This window comes from Pseudomonas sp. WS 5146 (genome assembly GCF_012985495.1).
GTDB lineage: Bacteria > Pseudomonadota > Gammaproteobacteria > Pseudomonadales > Pseudomonadaceae > Aquipseudomonas > Aquipseudomonas edaphica.
In genome coordinates this window covers 125,417-140,217 of sequence record NZ_JAAQWL010000003.1, presented here as the reverse complement: position 1 = coordinate 140,217, position 14,801 = coordinate 125,417, and the positions used below count along the sequence as shown (strand labels likewise).

The 14,801-nt window shown below is 56.2% G+C and carries 14 protein-coding genes; 7 read left to right on the top strand and 7 right to left on the bottom strand.

Features of this window, described 5'->3' with window-relative positions; all coding sequences use genetic code 11:
- Positions 1 to 11: 11 nt before the first annotated feature.
- From HBO41_RS09465 to HBO41_RS09450, 4 genes are all read right to left on the bottom strand, one after another.
- Entirely contained in the window at positions 12 to 773 is a 762-nt protein-coding gene (locus tag HBO41_RS09465; protein ID WP_017135558.1) for an SDR family oxidoreductase, read from the bottom strand.
- A gap of 29 nt (positions 774 to 802) precedes the next feature.
- The gene (locus HBO41_RS09460) at positions 803 to 1,630 is read right to left on the bottom strand and encodes a DMT family transporter (RefSeq protein WP_169985944.1); all 828 of its coding nucleotides are present in this window, start codon (positions 1,628 to 1,630) and stop codon (positions 803 to 805) included.
- 82 nt (positions 1,631 to 1,712) lie between these two features.
- Complete coding sequence (gcvA, locus tag HBO41_RS09455; protein ID WP_099549823.1) at positions 1,713 to 2,609, bottom strand: transcriptional regulator GcvA; 897 nt, start codon at positions 2,607 to 2,609, stop codon at positions 1,713 to 1,715.
- 390 nt (positions 2,610 to 2,999) lie between these two features.
- The gene (locus HBO41_RS09450) at positions 3,000 to 4,526 is read right to left on the bottom strand and encodes an alpha/beta hydrolase (protein ID WP_232626295.1); all 1,527 of its coding nucleotides are present in this window, start codon (positions 4,524 to 4,526) and stop codon (positions 3,000 to 3,002) included.
- A 214-nt stretch (positions 4,527 to 4,740) separates the two neighbouring features.
- Between HBO41_RS09450 and HBO41_RS09445 the strand changes: the two genes are divergently transcribed.
- Entirely contained in the window at positions 4,741 to 4,950 is a 210-nt protein-coding gene (locus HBO41_RS09445) for a DUF3577 domain-containing protein (RefSeq protein ID WP_100219272.1), read from the top strand.
- Between the two features lie 55 nt (positions 4,951 to 5,005).
- On the opposite strand, the gene HBO41_RS09440 is transcribed toward HBO41_RS09445, so the two are convergent.
- Positions 5,006 to 5,503, bottom strand: a complete 498-nt coding sequence (locus tag HBO41_RS09440) for a MarR family winged helix-turn-helix transcriptional regulator (RefSeq protein WP_017135553.1) — start codon at positions 5,501 to 5,503, stop codon at positions 5,006 to 5,008.
- A 197-nt stretch (positions 5,504 to 5,700) separates the two neighbouring features.
- On the opposite strand from HBO41_RS09440, the gene arsQ reads away from it, so the two are divergent.
- The 6 genes from arsQ to HBO41_RS09410 all read left to right on the top strand — a co-directional run bounded on the left by arsQ (position 5,701) and on the right by HBO41_RS09410 (position 11,693).
- Positions 5,701 to 6,906 carry an arsinothricin export permease ArsQ gene (gene arsQ / locus HBO41_RS09435; protein WP_099549825.1) on the top strand — a complete coding sequence of 402 codons (1,206 nt, stop codon included), beginning with the start codon at positions 5,701 to 5,703 and terminating at the stop codon, positions 6,904 to 6,906.
- A gap of 72 nt (positions 6,907 to 6,978) precedes the next feature.
- A complete protein-coding gene (arsL, locus tag HBO41_RS09430) occupies positions 6,979 to 8,253 on the top strand; it encodes an arsinothricin biosynthesis radical SAM protein ArsL (protein ID WP_169985941.1) in 1,275 nt (424 codons plus the stop codon).
- Positions 8,254 to 8,264: 11 nt separating this feature from the next.
- On the top strand, positions 8,265 to 9,146 hold the full coding sequence (locus tag HBO41_RS09425; protein WP_099549827.1) for a methyltransferase type 11: 882 nt from the start codon (positions 8,265 to 8,267) through the stop codon (positions 9,144 to 9,146).
- Positions 9,147 to 9,162: 16 nt separating this feature from the next.
- The gene (gene arsM / locus HBO41_RS09420) at positions 9,163 to 10,212 is read left to right on the top strand and encodes an arsinothricin biosynthesis methyltransferase ArsM (protein ID WP_099549828.1); all 1,050 of its coding nucleotides are present in this window, start codon (positions 9,163 to 9,165) and stop codon (positions 10,210 to 10,212) included.
- Positions 10,213 to 10,280: 68 nt separating this feature from the next.
- The gene (locus tag HBO41_RS09415) at positions 10,281 to 10,991 is read left to right on the top strand and encodes an MIP/aquaporin family protein (RefSeq protein ID WP_099549829.1); all 711 of its coding nucleotides are present in this window, start codon (positions 10,281 to 10,283) and stop codon (positions 10,989 to 10,991) included.
- Positions 10,992 to 11,138: 147 nt separating this feature from the next.
- Positions 11,139 to 11,693: an arsinothricin resistance N-acetyltransferase ArsN1 family B gene (locus HBO41_RS09410; RefSeq protein ID WP_017135547.1), complete on the top strand. Its 555-nt coding sequence runs from the start codon at positions 11,139 to 11,141 to the stop codon at positions 11,691 to 11,693.
- Positions 11,694 to 11,845: 152 nt separating this feature from the next.
- On the opposite strand, the gene HBO41_RS09405 is transcribed toward HBO41_RS09410, so the two are convergent.
- Entirely contained in the window at positions 11,846 to 12,688 is an 843-nt protein-coding gene (locus HBO41_RS09405) for a DUF1460 domain-containing protein (RefSeq protein ID WP_017135546.1), read from the bottom strand.
- Between the two features lie 50 nt (positions 12,689 to 12,738).
- Positions 12,739 to 14,793, bottom strand: a complete 2,055-nt coding sequence (locus tag HBO41_RS09400; RefSeq protein WP_017135545.1) for a prolyl oligopeptidase family protein — start codon at positions 14,791 to 14,793, stop codon at positions 12,739 to 12,741.
- Between the last annotated feature and the right edge of the window lie 8 nt (positions 14,794 to 14,801).

Genomic DNA, 14,801 nt, shown 5'->3' with positions numbered 1-14,801 from the left:
GTGGCGCCGGCTCATTTACCGCCCGTCACGTCGAGGAATGTACCGGTAACGAAGGATGCCTCCGCGCTCGCCAGCCATAGAATCGCGCGAGCCACCTCCTCGGGCTGACCACCGCGCCCCATGGGGATCGAATCCTTGACCCGATCGACCCGCCCCGGCTCACCGCCACTGGCGTGCATGTCGGTATAGATATGCCCGGGGCGGATACAGTTGACGCGTATGCCTTCGCGCGCCACCTCCTTTGCAAACCCAATGGTGAACGTCTCCAACGCGCCCTTTGACGCCGCATAGTCGACATACTCATTGGGGCTGCCGAGGCGCGCCGACGCCGAAGAGACATTGATCACCACACCGCCCGGGCCGTTGTGGCGGTAAGCCATGCGCTTCACCGCCTGTTGGGCACAGAGTATTGGCCCAATGGCATTGACCGCAAAGATGCGCTGCATCCGCTCCATGCCAAGGTCTTCCAGGCGAGACTGAGGCCCCAGCATCCCGGCGTTATTGACCAGCACGTCGATACGTCCGAACCTGCGGTCGATGGCCGCGAACAAGTCGGCCACCTGTTGCGGGTCGGCACTGTCGGCCCGCATCGCCAACGCCCGGCGCCCCAGTGCTTCTACATCCGCAGCCACGGCCAGCGCTGCGGATTCGTTGGCAACGTAGCTGATAGCCACGTCATAACCCCTTTCGGCGGCCAGCCGGGCGGTGGCGGCCCCCACTCCACGACTGCCACCCGTGATTAGAATCAGCGGTGCCTGCGAGACATTGACCATTGAACATAGCTCCTGAGCTGTTGGCTGTATCAGCCGATGATGAGCGTACCGCCGGCTATCACCACGCACGCCAGTATCCGGCGTGCAGTGAGCGTCTCGCCAAGAAACGCATAGCCGATCAACGCCGCGAACAGCACGCTGGTTTCGCGCAGTGCCGATACCGCGCCCAGGGGCGCTTCGTTCATGGCGTAGATGATCATTCCATACGCGAGCAATGAGACCAGGCCGCCGACCAACGCGGTCACTGTTCCGGGCCGGACGCAGAACAAGCTGCGGCTGTCGCGCAGGCCGATGTAGACCACCGGCATCAGCACGCCCCACAGGGCGCACATCCACACCGTGTAGGCAAGCGGCGCACCGGAGAGCCTCGCACCGATGCCGTCGACCACACTGTAGGCCGCGATAAAGCCGCCCGTTCCCAGCGCATAGGGCAAGCTGGGAACCGACAGACTGCGGCCTCTGAAGGCCAGCGAAATAATCCCGCCCGACACCAGCGCAATACCGACGAGCTCGCCGGGGGTGATGCTTTCTCCGGCAAACACGGCGGCACCAAAAGTGATCAGCACCGGCGACGATCCACGTGAAACCGGATAGACCTGCCCCAGGTCGCCAACCCGGTAACTGCGCACCAGAAACAGGTTGTAGCCCACATGCAGCAACCCCGACACCACCGCGTAGCCCCAACTTTCAATCGCCGGGGACGCCATGAATGTCGCAGCAACCACACTGGTGATGGCGATGGCGACGCACATCACCGTCATCGACCACAGCCGATCGGCGCCGCTACGCAGCAGCGCGTTCCAACTGGCATGCAGGAGCGCGGCGAACAGCACGAGGAACACGAGATGAATAGGCATGCGCCACTGTAGGCAATGCGGCGCCGGAGCTAAAGCGAAGTCTCCTCATTGGGCCATGAGCAGATGCTCATAACTCGCTTGTCTACGCCTGTACTTTCAGCGCCTCACTGACCAGCCATTGGCGAAAGCTGGCGATGTGCGGCTGCGATTCGATGCCCTTGGGGCAGACGAAGTAGTAAGCCAGCGGCGATGGCAGCGGTATGTCGAACAGCCGCACCAAACGGCCATCGCTGATTTCCTTCTCGACATGCCCGCTGCGCACCAATGCAACGCCCTGGCCGAGCAAGGCCGCCTCGACCGTCATGTTGGTATCGCCAAACCTGACGCTCTCCTTGAGCGGCAAATAGGCCAGGCCGACGGTTTGAAACCACACCTCCCACTTTGGCACCAACTCGGCGCCATCGCGCGTCAGCAGCGGGAAGTGCAACAAGTCTGCGGGGCTCTGCGGCGTCCCCACGCGTCGCAGCAGTTCGGGGCTGGCCACAGGGAATACCTCCTCCCCAAACAGGAACTCCGAATGCAGACCTGGGTAATTGCCCTTGCCCAGCCTGATCGCAACATCCGCCTGGCCGTGCGAGAAGTGGATGATTTTATCCGTGGTGTCCAGCGAGACCAACAGCTCGGGGTGCTGACGAGCCAGACGTGGCAAGCGTGGCAGCAACCATTTGAGCGCGAAGGAATAGGTGGTGCTGACGCTGAGTCGCACCCTGCCCTTTTGCTCGCGCAAGTCACCCAACGTCGCCTCCAGGCTGATGAAAAACTCCCGCACGATGGGCGCCAGCGTAGCCCCCGCTGCCGTGAGGCGTAACGCCTTGCCACGCTCAAACAACGGCACACCCCAAAGCGCCTCCAGGTGCTTGAGCTGGTGACTGACCGCGCTTTGAGTCACATGCAACTCCTGTGCGGCGGCTGTAAACGTCGGGTGGCGGGTCGCAACTTCAAAAGCGCGCAAGGTCGCGGTGGGCGGCAGATCTCTCATAGGGGCGGTATCCAGCGAGTTTTCGCAAAAGCACGTGTATGAACGTTAGCTCATGCAGCGGCGAAGTTCACTGTAAACGTCGCCTCCGTGACAGTACCGTGGCTCAATTCAAACTGAATACTCAAAAAGCATTTTCGGTTTTAACTTTCCTTCTCGCATTTGCCTGTGCCACCCAAAGCATACTAAGGCCCGCCATATGGAAAACAAACAGCCCTCCTCTTATCGAGCCAAGCAATTTTATTACTGCTCTAGCGCTACTGACTCAATCACCTTAGCGATTCAAGATCGCAACCGTATAACTTCTAGCAAACGTTAAAAAGACCAGGCAGGCAAAGCCTGCCTTACAGCTCTCAAAAAAATCGACGATACCAACCTCGCTCATAAGAACCATCATTTATTTACGGCATATTCCTCTATCAACTTCCACAGTAGACGCCCCATGGGCACGCGATAAATATCGCTATGCGCACCACCTCCTGATCCCGGAGAATTAAATTGGGTGATGCCGTCCGACACGTTTATATAAGAGACCTTCCGGACTTGCCGATTGCCATCGAATGGATCATTACAAGCTTGCCCCCCATGCTTGCAGATACTGAAGCTGCCTGCCGACGCTGCCGAAGTATCAGACGCGGTCATACAATTAAATATATCCTTATAAGGCGAATCGGGCGAGTCGCAAGCTTTATGATAAGAACTGATCGACCCTGCTGGTGACGTCCAAATGATAAATGGAGAGCCCACCGCACTGTCATTAGCCGCGGCAGTAAGTACCAACTGAGTGTTTTTTAACTTCGCATAATCACGGTAAGGAGCGCCCTCACTGCTCAAGCCAGCTACAAACCGATTGATGCTCATTGCACCTTGTAAAGCGACGGCGAGATCAACGGAGCTAGTCACCATCTTCTGATCAGGGAAATGGTTATCTATAGGTACCAGCGCAGGCGAACTGAAAACAGCCCTCGTCATTGCCCGAGCCCCAAAGCTATGCCCTAGTGCAACCACACGTGCGGGGCTACCTGAAGCGGCCAGGCTCTTGGGAATTGTCTCGTTCAGAATTTTATTGAGCCAAGACAATCCGACTTCATCTGCGTCGCCTGCCTTATTTGAGTAGCTCAATACGTTACCGGCAGAGTTCGACCAATAGGAAGGCCAGGTGACGCCAATCACTAGTGGCCTGAATGGTCCATTGATAGCTTTCTGTGTATCCAGTGCCTCCTTGCGATTGATCTCGTTTTCCTGGAGGCCTCGTTTGTCCTCAAGCGAGGCCGCAATTACGTTGCCGGTGAGGTCATTAAAGTTTCGGATTGCCTCTTGCTGAGAGGTATTCCAGCCCATAACAATAACCAGAATGTGCGTATAACTACCGTCGAGCAGGTCTTGCGTAAGGTTGGTTTCCAACGAGGCCAACGCGTACTTTCCATAGTCATACAATTGGTAGGCTTTCGCGTCCACCTTATCCAGGTTCGTGGAGATTCTGCAGGCGTGCCAATCGCTGATTTTAGCGAGGTCATAATCCTCTTTTATGAGTGCCAATGGTTTAGCGGCATAAGCGTTGTAAACAAAACAATGTGAGGTGGAAACGTAGGGCTTGGACAACACCGCAACGTTCTGGGTATAGCGATTCTGAACGATATGTGAGATGAACATTGCCTTCGGATCGTTGCGCTGAAATCTGCTGATAATATTGGACGTATCACCCGCACTCGTTTGCTCGCTGTTTATGTACTGACCACTTCTTACAAAACTTACCTGTGGGTAGGGCTTGGGACCACCCACTATCGATTGTGGGCTTTTTTCGAGCGCAACCACGTAACCTGGGTAATGCAAGGCGGTTCCGGACGGAAAATGCAAAACAGAATGGAAGTTCTTGGCATTGGAACTACCAACCTTCAGGCTCGTTTCGTACGGTTCCATAACTGATCGCTGGTCTGAACACGCAAAAAGTCCGATGCACCCCGTCAGAACACACACCCATTCAAGTTTTTGCATAGTATTCCCCAGGCTCGTAAGTGGTCTGCAATCGTTGAACTATGTAAATGCCCTTATGCCGTGAGTGTGGTTAATCACCGCATAGCAGGATGACTATAGTTCGCAGAATTCAAGAACGCTCATCGCTCTTAGAGGGTGAATGCCCTCTCCTATCTGGATCTCACGATCCACAACCCCAACGGGACTGGGTGGCTTGGCTGGGGATCTGGTTCATCGTTGCGCTGAAGCCGAGGCCGCTGCACGCAACGTATTGATCGGTTTTCGCCTGGGCGATGTGTGGGCGGATGTTTTCACTGATGCCAAATACAAGCTTTGGATCATGTACAGGGATAGAACCACTACCCTTTGATAGTTACTGCCTGGCTAGACCTACCTACAACCGGTTGCATTACTGAACCTGTAAATCAGCAGCATTTGCTTGGCAGGTACTCGTCACGACTGAAGTCTTTCAAGCCGCAGCGTTGTTCTGTGGCGTTGGCGAAACGGCGAAGCATTTGTATCGCCCCGTCACGTGCTTCTTTCGACAAATCACAGGCAAGATCGCGAGCTTCTCCCACCAAATCCGACCGAATACTTTCATAGATGGCCGTGCCTTCTGGTGTAACTGTAATGGCTAACGCTCGGCCGTCCGTTTCGTCGGGTACGCGGCGCACCAGCCCTTGTTTGGCAAGTGAGTCCACCAGCCGGCTGGCATTGCTCTTGTCTAGATAAAGCTCACTCGCCAGCGATTGAACGCGAACAGGCCCAGCCTTTATCACGTGCTCCAGCGCGTAGCATTGAGTTACGGATAACCCTTCGCAGCAGCTGCGGTCTCTGTCACGAAACTGGTAGACGCGAACCAAGTGACTAAGCGCTTCGTAAAGCTGTTCGGCATCCTGGTCGATCTGATCAATCTTTGTCATAGCACTCGGCTCGCAATTCCGGGGAAACGCTAATAACACCTTAGCACCCGAAGCGACACATTTTTTTGGGTATAAGCCCTAGCAAAATTGTTCCAATATATTAGTTGCGACTCGCAACGTATTTTGCGATTGTGGACTGAAGGCAAGGCCTGCGGCCCTATCAAACGGCAATTCCGGTAACTTTCGGAGACACAAGGATGTTGGTAGAAGCGCTTAGGACGAAAACAGGTTCCCGTTTACGGAACCTATGGAGCAGCGTTTCCATGCCTCTCCCTGTCGCAATGCTACTGGGCGCGATTCTAATCCCTCTTCTTGCCGGCACTAGCAGCGGTGACGTATTTCAATCGCTGAGCGAAGGCTTCGCAAACAACCTCGGCTATTTCGCCATCGTCATCCTGAGCGCGTTTTTCATTGCCGGATGGATCTCGACGCAAGGCAGTGTGTCTTTTGGAAAATTCGGTATCTCTCTATCACCCCTTTTGGGTGCTGGGATGGTTTGTCCCGATACGGCCTACGCCTCTCTTGCTCCCATTGCGGGGCAACACAGGAAATACATCGCCATAGGATGCTACTCAGGGTTCAAGCTGCTGATGCCCGCAGGCCCGCTGATCATCGGGATTGGGCTGGGAGCCAACACTCATGACCCAAAGTTTCTGTATCTAGGGTTGCTGCTCACCGTCGTCACGTGGATAACTGGAACGATCTGGACGTACTGGACGACTCGCACAGACTTTTCATTCCCCCAGAATTCGACGGCCCCGACCGTGCCTCAGGGCTCGGTTTTCAAAGTAATTCTGCCTCTGGCAGTATTTTTCGCGCTCCTGGTCGCCGGGTACACCCTCACAAAGAACCAGCACTCTGTAATCGAGTTCTTTACTACGCCCGCCGGTGCGCTGATCGCCACATCGTTATTGATCGCGATTAGCTGCAAACCTGGTGAGGTTCAAGATCTGCTCTCCAAAGCGATGCGTAGAACCAGCTCGCTACTGTTCACCATCGGCTGTGCATCTGCGTTGGGGCAGGCCCTTGGTAGGGTGCTTCCCAAGGATCTGATTCAGCAGGCATTCAGCGCGTCGGGCAGCACCACGCATATTCTGGTTGCGGTGTTCCTGTTGGCAGCGGTATTCAAAACACTGAATGGTTCTTCGCTTGCGACCTTCGCTGCCATCCCTCCTGTTCTCTCGCCGATCCTGGCGTCCAGCGGGGTGGACTTGATGAGCGTCACATTCGCCGTGTGTCTCGGATCCTTTGTCGCCATTCTCCCTAACGACAGCTATTACTGGCTGGTCAAATCGGACGCTTTTCCCGAATACAGCACCGGCAGATACATGCGCTTGGTGACAGCAGGCTCAGTTCTACAAGCATTCATAGGGCTGGCAGTTCTTCTGCTGATATCGCCTTAACTTCGAATTCCTACAAAACCAACAGTGACTCCAGTCACCGAATTGTCGTGCCTGAACTCAAGGAGAAAGAGAATGAATTATCTGGTCGCCAGTACATTCGAAGGGGGGTATCAACCGCTCAACGCGATATCTGCAACCACAGCCCTACTCGATGCAGATATCGACGCGCAGCTCATCGATATCTACGTCGAGGGACTTTCCCTGGAGAGATTCAGCGACGCAGATGTGGTCTTCATCTGCGTACCGCTTTTTGACTCTCTGACTGCGGGAACGCAGTTGGCCAAGCAGCTTAAAGAAGCGAAGCCCTCCCAAAAAGTTTGCTTCTTCGGTCAATACGCGACCATCAATGCAAAAAGCCTGGCCTCCAAATACGGTGACTATGCAATCGCAGGCGAGTGGGAAAAACCTATTGTCAGCTTGGCCAAACATCTGAGTGGCGAACAGGACCAAGATCTGCGCGGAGTGATCGATCGGACTCGCGGCCTTTCCAGTGAGATCGTTGTGCCTCAGTTGATCCGTGACGGATTCCGCCTGCCGCGCAGGGACCTGGCACCGCCTCTACACAAATATCCGCAACCTCAGCTGGAGAAGTTGCTCGGCGAAAAGAAAGTTGTGGGTGGGGTCGAAGGGTCGCGCGGATGTCACCATAAGTGTTCCTACTGTTCGGTGTATGCGGCCTATGACGGCAAGGTGCTTTTGGTCTCCGACGATCTCGTTGAGCGCGACGTGGCGAACCTCGTTGCACAGGGCATGACTCACCTCACGTTCACGGATGCCGATTTTTTCAATGCCAAGAAGCATGGTTTGAAAATCATCCGGACTCTGCATTCGCAGTTCCCTGATCTCACTTATGACTTCACCACTCGCGTGGATCATATTCTGGAGAACAAGGACGCCATCACAGAAATGGGGCAGCTCGGGCTTGCCTTCATCACCACCGCGCTGGAGTTCCCCAAGCAGGAAGTTCTCGACCAGGTCTTCAAGGAAATGAACGTGCCCATGATCGAGGAGGCGTTGGCGTTTCTGAAAGAGGCCGGCGTCAAGGTTAACCCGACCTTCATCACGTTCAACCCTTGGGTGAGCCTTGAGGACATGGCCGAGCTGCACGATTTCATTGCTCGCAACGAGCTGGAGAACATCGTCGACCCCATTCAGTTTGAAACTCGGCTGCATCTCTACAAGGGCTCACCGCTGCTCAACAACGACACGGTGAAGGAACTGCAGTTGGAGGAGCACGAGTTTCACTTCGACTGGCAGCATTCGGATTCCCGCCTGGACAAGCTCTTCATGGACTCGGTCACACCGCCAGAAGCAGGTGTGTTCAAACGTTGCTGCCTGAAATGCTAAGGAGATAATAGATGTCGTCACTTACTTTGTTGCAGGCGGCTCTCAGGCTGGCCAACCAAACCGATGGTCTTCAGGTGCCGGGCCATATTGCTTGGCGCGCTCATAACGAGTCGTTGAGCAGGTCGCTCAAGGACGGCAAAGACACTCTTTTCATCTGCTCCGCGAGCCGCAATGACGAACTCACAGCCCAGTATGGGCAAGCTCAGGGCGTAGTGTTCAGTCCGAGTTCGGACGAAGCCAACTCCACTGCGGCCGTGTTCGCGAACATTTACTGGGAAGGGTTCAATGCCGAGCCCGAGTTTGGCCGAATCGCGCAATCGCTCTATGAGCGACTGCAACGTCATGGTCGACTGGTATTTCCGGCGATTCTGTCTGATGAGGAAGCCGTAGCGCTCCGGGCCTTCACTGTTGAGGGGTTGGAGTGTAATAACGCACTCACCGAGTCTGCTGTTGCCGAGCAGCTCTGCGAGGCGGGCTTCCATGGCATCACCTATGAGCTGGCATCCGAGGTGCCTGTCTCCATTCAGGACGGCATTGAGTTCCGCCTGTTCACCGTGAGCGCATACAAGGGTAAGGCCGGCGTGTGCCTCGACCAAGGGCATGCCGTTATCTACAAAGGTCCTTGGAAACATACGGTCGACGACGACGGCCATACCTACCAGCGCGGCGTCCGTACAGCGGTGTGCGAGAAGACCTTCAATCTGCTGATGTCAGCGCCTTACCAAGGCCAATTCATACCAGTGCGCTGCTATGTCGAGCCAGACTTGGACAAGAGCGGCTTCTTCGACTGCAACACGCCTTCAGTTCGAGACCCCAAGGTCACCAAAGGGCTTGTGCCCATCGCAGGCTCAGCCGAGGAATCGTGCTGCGCTGATGGTAGTTCGTGCTGCTGAACGGGAGATGTGAGCAATGACTTCTGCAATTGAAAACACAATCATCGCGGACTACACCGAAGCGTTGAGCAACGGCAACGTTGTCCTTGAATCGCAGCTGACTGAGAGCTGCTGCAGCGACGCTTATGGTGCCCAGTACCTGAAGAACATTCCAAAGCGAATCATCGAAGCCAACTTCGGTTGCGGTAACCCGACCAAGTATGTGCGCGAAGGTGATGTCGTCCTAGACTTGGGCTCAGGGGCCGGTCTGAATTGCTACGTCGCTGCCCAAATCGCCGGTAGTAACGGTGCTGTCTTTGGTATCGACATCAACCCAAGCATGTTGCAGATCGCTCGTGAAGAAGCGAAGGCGTTTCAGAAGGCAACGGATAGCGCACCTTTGCGTTTCTACCAGGCCTCCGCGAGCAACTTGAAAATCGATCAGGAGCTGGCCGAGGAACGCCTGCGTACAGAGCCTTGTGCTGATTGGGCATCGTGGAAAAACTTCGAGCAGTTCATCAGCGATAGCTCCCAGTCCAAGCCTCTTATCGACAGCCAGTCTGTCGATCTGGTGATCTCGAACTGCGTGATCAATCTAGTTGGTGAGACCGAAAAGCAGAATGTTTTCGCCGAAATTTATCGGGTACTGAAACCAGGTGGCCGTTTTGCAATTTCTGACAACGTCTCAGATATCGCCATTCCTGACGAATTGAAACGAGACACCAAGCTGTGGTCGGCCTGCTACTCAGGCGTACTTCAGGAGCAGGAGTTCTACAAGCAGCTTCAGGAAGTCGGTCTCACGGGAATAAAGATTGAGGCCCGGAACGACGCCTCAACCAAGCGAATCGGTTCAGTCCGGTTCTACTCCGTCACTGTTACCGGCACCAAACCCGAAGTTCAGAACGGGGCGTCTGCGACAGTGATCTACCGAGGCCCTGGCCGTGAACTCACCGGAGATAGCGGCAGAGTTTACAAGCGTGGCGCGCCCACGGAATTGGCTTCACAGGATGCCTGCCTTAGCGTAGACGATGCATTGTATGTCGTGGAGGGAAGTCAGCCCGTCAAGCCCAAGTCTTGCTGCTCGTAACAGCGTCTGCGGCTACGAGCCTACTCAGTAGCCGCTACCCCTCAAATCTTTCCTAATGGGCCTGTCCAATGAGTACTTCACGCAAGATCCTCGCTGAGTTTCTCGGTACCGCAGTGCTGCTTTGCACCGTGGTCGGTTCTGGAATCATGGCTCAGCGCTTGGCGAACGGTAACGACGCGCTAGCGCTTCTTGCCAATGCGCTGGCAACTGGCGCGAGCTTGTATGTGCTGATCGTGTGCTTCTCCACTTTTTCGGGTGCGCACTTCAACCCGGTAGTCTCTGTAGTCGACTATTTGCGCGGAGGACTGAGCAGCAAGCAACTGGGCCCCTACGTGGTAGCTCAAACGATGGGTGCGATTTTCGGTGTATTCGCCGCGCACTTGATGTTTGAGCTGCCCTTGGTCGAGTTCTCCCACCACGCTCGCACAGGACCCTCGCAGTGGTTCAGTGAGTACCTGGCAACGTCGGGATTGGTACTGACAATTCTGCTGTGCGATAAATATCACAAAGCAAAAGTGCCTCAGGTAGTTGCCGCGTATGTTGTCGCAGCCTACTGGTTCACGTCCTCCACGAGCTTTGCGAATCCGGCAGTGACCATTGCTCGCGGGTTCACCGATACATTCTCGGGAATACGTATTTCAGATGCTGCACCCTTCATTATTTCGCAGTTCTTTGGCGGGCTGACTGCACTATTCCTGGCGAAGGTTCTTGGGGGGAAAGAAGTGATCGTGGACATCCCGCAGCCAGGCCTGCAGGAGCAGAAGCTCCCTATACAGTGATCGAGCCTCGCTTCGATTCGCGGATGTGATGAAGCTTTTCAAAAGGGTGATATACGAATCCAGCGCGATATTCTGATCCCGGTTGATGCCTTGCATGGTTCAGCCCGGACCAGCCACGGTTCATTATGGCAAACAGCAAGGAAAAACATGAATTACAACGTTAGGGTTGCAACACCCGCTGATGCCTCTGCCATCCAGGCTATCTATGCGCCTATGGTGTTGGACACCGTCATCTCGTTTGAGCTGGCACCACCGACAATCGACGAGATGGCGGAGCGAATTGCAGTAACCCTGCGGACGTACCCCTATCTGGTTGCAGAGATGGGCGGCAAGGTCGTTGGATACGCTTACGCAAGCCAGCATCGAACTCGAGAGGCCTATCGCTGGTCGGTAGACGTCACCGTCTACGTTGACCCCGCCGTGCACCGACGAGGGATAGCTCGTGCGCTTTATCAGCAGCTACTTCCCCTTCTTGAGAAGCAGGGGTTCCATGCGGCCTATGCTGGCATCGCATTACCCAATGCGGGGAGCATAGGCCTCCATGAAGCGCTCGGTTTTACTCATATTGGTACTTACCCTGAAGTTGGGTACAAACACGGTCAATGGCACAGCGTGGGCTATTGGCGGGCGCCACTTTGTGCGCAGACGCCCCCACTGGAAATCACCCCGTTTCGCGATATGAAGAACTGCGCACCTGCTTGAGCTTGGTTGCTCGATTGCATTGCCGGGAAGCTTCTCTTCGTCAATTTTTTTGGAACCCCGATAGCCTGTAACAAAACCCATAGAGACCCAAGTTCAAGGTTGCCGATCCACCGCGTTTGCGGCCTCGCGCGCTAAAACCCTACTTCGCCCACCTACTCCTTCGCCCTCAGCACAACAATCCCCGGCGTGTTAGCCACATACGTAAGAAATGGCGAATCCACCACCTTCTGGCTGCCTGAATGCGAGGACGCATTGCGCAGTACGGGGCCTTTGTCCGTCATGATAAAGAACCCCACATGGGTCACATCCAGCCCGGCCAAGGGCGTATAGATGCCAATAAAATCGCCCTCGTGCAGGCGATTGATGACCTTCTTATCGATAAAACCGGCAGGAATGTAGGTGACCGTACGCTGGACCACCGGCAGGCCAGGCAGGTAGGCGCTGCCGTCGGCTTTTTGGTTGAGGCGTTTTTCGCGGCGAACGGCATGGGCACTTATCTGCGCGGTGATGTCTTGCGCCGGTTTATACGTGCCGCTGTAGGCCCAATCCGTGTAGAAGTGCTTACGGCTCAGATAATCGAGATCGCCATCAACATAACGCGTGCGCAGCAGGTTTTTCATAAAGTCGGGTTGTGCTGCCGATTGTCGCAGGGCCTCGACGTAATCCAGGTAGGTAAAGCAATCCAGGCCTCGAAAATCGACCACCAACTGTTCGGGCGTGCTCAGTGAGCCCTGTAACTTGTTGGCAACATAGGGCGTGCCTAAAAAGGCCTCCGAGATCAGGCCGATCTGTTGGCCCGCGGGAAGCAACCGGTAGTTTGGACGCTCTTGGAGAATCGCATTGAGCTTCTCAACGGTGTAAGGATCCAGTGTCGCACCGGACGTCAGCGCTGCATTTTGCTGACGTTCGAGCGCATGATTTCCAGTGGTTGCGCCCGACGAGCCGCAACCCGCCAACAGCATCGACATCAGGATAAAAACATAGGGTGTGCGCATCTGACTCTTCACTTATCCAAGGGGCATCCGATCATACCGGCCAGCGCAAGTCAGCCGTGGCCGGCGCTCAAGCGCTCCCACAAAAAGCCGTAGACCAGCGCTTTCATGTACGCACTCTGGGCATTATCCGCCGCGCCGCCGTGGCCGCCTTCGATGTTTTCGTAGTACGTCACGTCCTGGCCGGCATCGATCATTTTGGCCGCAAGTTTACGGGCATGGGCCGGGTGTACGCGGTCATCGCGGGTCGAGGTGGTGAACAGCACCGGCGGGTAGGTCTTGGCCGGGTCGAACAGGTGGTAGGGTGAAAACGTCTGGATGTAGGCCCATTCTTCAGGCACGTCCGGGTTGCCGTACTCTTCCATCCACGAGGCGCCTGCCAGCAAATGGTGATAGCGCTGCATGTCGAGCAAAGGCACCTGGACGACCACGGCCGCGAACAACTCGGGGTATTGGGTGAGCATATTGCCGGTCAACAGGCCGCCATTGCTGCCACCTTGCACGGCCAGGTGTCGGGGCGAGGTGATGTTGCGGTTGATCAGGTCTTGCGCCACGGCGGCAAAATCCTCATAGGCGCGCGCACGCTTGTGCTTGAGCGCCGCCTGATGCCAACGCGGGCCGTATTCGCCGCCGCCGCGAATATTCGCCACGGCATACACACCGCCTTTGGACAGCCAGGCGCGGCCCAGCCCGCCGGAATACTCCGGGCACAGCGACACTTCAAAACCGCCATAACCGTAGAGCAAGGTCGGCGCGTTGGCGTTGTACTGCAAGCCCTGTTCGTGCACCAGGAAATACGGCACGCGGGTGCCGTCCTTGGACACGGCAAAATGCTGTTCAACCTCATGCCGGCTCGCATCGAAGAACGCCGGCATGGCTTTGAGCACTTCAGGTTGCGCGCCAAGCTCGGCCAGTGACAGCGTGACCGGCGTGAGAAAACCTCGGGTGACCATCCACACGGCATCGCTGTCATCGCTGTCGACGGCGCTCACATCCACGGTCGCCATCGCCGGCGCGCCGATAAATGCGCTGTGTGCCCAGCCTTGTGGGCCTGGCGTCAGCACGCTGAGGCGGTTTCTGACGTCCTCCAGCACGTTGAGTACCAAGTGGTTGCGGGTCCAGTCCATGCCGGCCAGCGAGGTGCTGTCCGATGGCACGAACAACAGGTCGAAATCCCGCGCGCCGGCCATGAAGCGTGCAAAGTTGATCGCCAGCAACGAGCCGGCCACATAGCCATCACCCACCGCCCAATCATCACGCAATTGCAGGAGCAACCAGTCTTTGTGCACCGACTTGTCGGCCGAGTTCGGCGCGTCGATTTTGCTCAGCGTGCCATCCGGGGCGCGCAGGTACAGTTCGTTGTTGTAGAACGCCAGGGTGCGGCTGACGAAATCACGCTCGTAGCCCGGTGTGCTGTCGTGCATCGCCGCGATATACATATCGTCGTGCCGGCCTTCGTAGACGATCGTCGCGGCACTCAGGGGCGTACCGCGCTGCCATTGCTTGACGATGCGCGGGTAACCCGAGCGGGTCATGCTGTCTGCACCGAAGTCGGTAAACACATACACGTTGTCGTGGTCGATCCAGCCCAGCCCACCCTTGGATTCGGGCAACTCGAAGCCATCATTGACCCAGGCTTTTTCGACCAGGTCGAATTCGCGCGTGACACTCGCGTCCGCGCCGCCCCGGGACAGTGCAACCAAGGCGCGTTGATAGCCAGGGTGCAGGCAGTCGGCGCCGTGCCATACCCAATTCTCACCTTCCAGGGCATTTAACGCGTCGATGTCCAGCACGGTTTCCCAGGCCGGTTGCGCCTTGCGATATTGCGCAAGCGTGGTCCGCCGCCACAGGCCGCGAGGGTGGGCGGCGTCGACCCAGAAGTTGTAATAGTGGGCGCCGATTTTTTCCACGTACGGGATATTGCTGTCCGAATCGAGCACCGCCAGCAGGTCGGCCTGCATCGCCTTGAAAGGCGCGGATTCGGCGAGTCGGGCGTGGGCCTTGAGGTTTTGTGCGCGCACCCAATCCAGCGCCTGCGTGCTGTCGACGTCTTCCAGCCAAAGGTAAGGATCGTCGCCCGTGGAAGGCGGTGTCGGGAGGTTTGGCATCTGCGCAT

What these genes read in the sequence shown, in the direction of transcription:
- HBO41_RS09465 (WP_017135558.1), bottom strand. Translation starts at nt 773, where the DNA reads ATGGTCAATGTCTCGCAGGCACCGCTGATTCTAATCACGGGTGGCAGT.
- HBO41_RS09460 (WP_169985944.1), bottom strand. Translation starts at nt 1,630, where the DNA reads ATGCCTATTCATCTCGTGTTCCTCGTGCTGTTCGCCGCGCTCCTGCAT.
- gcvA (WP_099549823.1), bottom strand. Translation starts at nt 2,609, where the DNA reads ATGAGAGATCTGCCGCCCACCGCGACCTTGCGCGCTTTTGAAGTTGCG.
- HBO41_RS09450 (WP_232626295.1), bottom strand. Translation starts at nt 4,526, where the DNA reads ATGGAACCGTACGAAACGAGCCTGAAGGTTGGTAGTTCCAATGCCAAG.
- HBO41_RS09445 (WP_100219272.1), top strand. Translation starts at nt 4,741, where the DNA reads ATGCCCTCTCCTATCTGGATCTCACGATCCACAACCCCAACGGGACTG.
- HBO41_RS09440 (WP_017135553.1), bottom strand. Translation starts at nt 5,503, where the DNA reads ATGACAAAGATTGATCAGATCGACCAGGATGCCGAACAGCTTTACGAA.
- arsQ (WP_099549825.1), top strand. Translation starts at nt 5,701, where the DNA reads ATGTTGGTAGAAGCGCTTAGGACGAAAACAGGTTCCCGTTTACGGAAC.
- arsL (WP_169985941.1), top strand. Translation starts at nt 6,979, where the DNA reads ATGAATTATCTGGTCGCCAGTACATTCGAAGGGGGGTATCAACCGCTC.
- HBO41_RS09425 (WP_099549827.1), top strand. Translation starts at nt 8,265, where the DNA reads ATGTCGTCACTTACTTTGTTGCAGGCGGCTCTCAGGCTGGCCAACCAA.
- arsM (WP_099549828.1), top strand. Translation starts at nt 9,163, where the DNA reads ATGACTTCTGCAATTGAAAACACAATCATCGCGGACTACACCGAAGCG.
- HBO41_RS09415 (WP_099549829.1), top strand. Translation starts at nt 10,281, where the DNA reads ATGAGTACTTCACGCAAGATCCTCGCTGAGTTTCTCGGTACCGCAGTG.
- HBO41_RS09410 (WP_017135547.1), top strand. Translation starts at nt 11,139, where the DNA reads ATGAATTACAACGTTAGGGTTGCAACACCCGCTGATGCCTCTGCCATC.
- HBO41_RS09405 (WP_017135546.1), bottom strand. Translation starts at nt 12,688, where the DNA reads ATGCGCACACCCTATGTTTTTATCCTGATGTCGATGCTGTTGGCGGGT.
- HBO41_RS09400 (WP_017135545.1), bottom strand. Translation starts at nt 14,793, where the DNA reads ATGCCAAACCTCCCGACACCGCCTTCCACGGGCGACGATCCTTACCTT.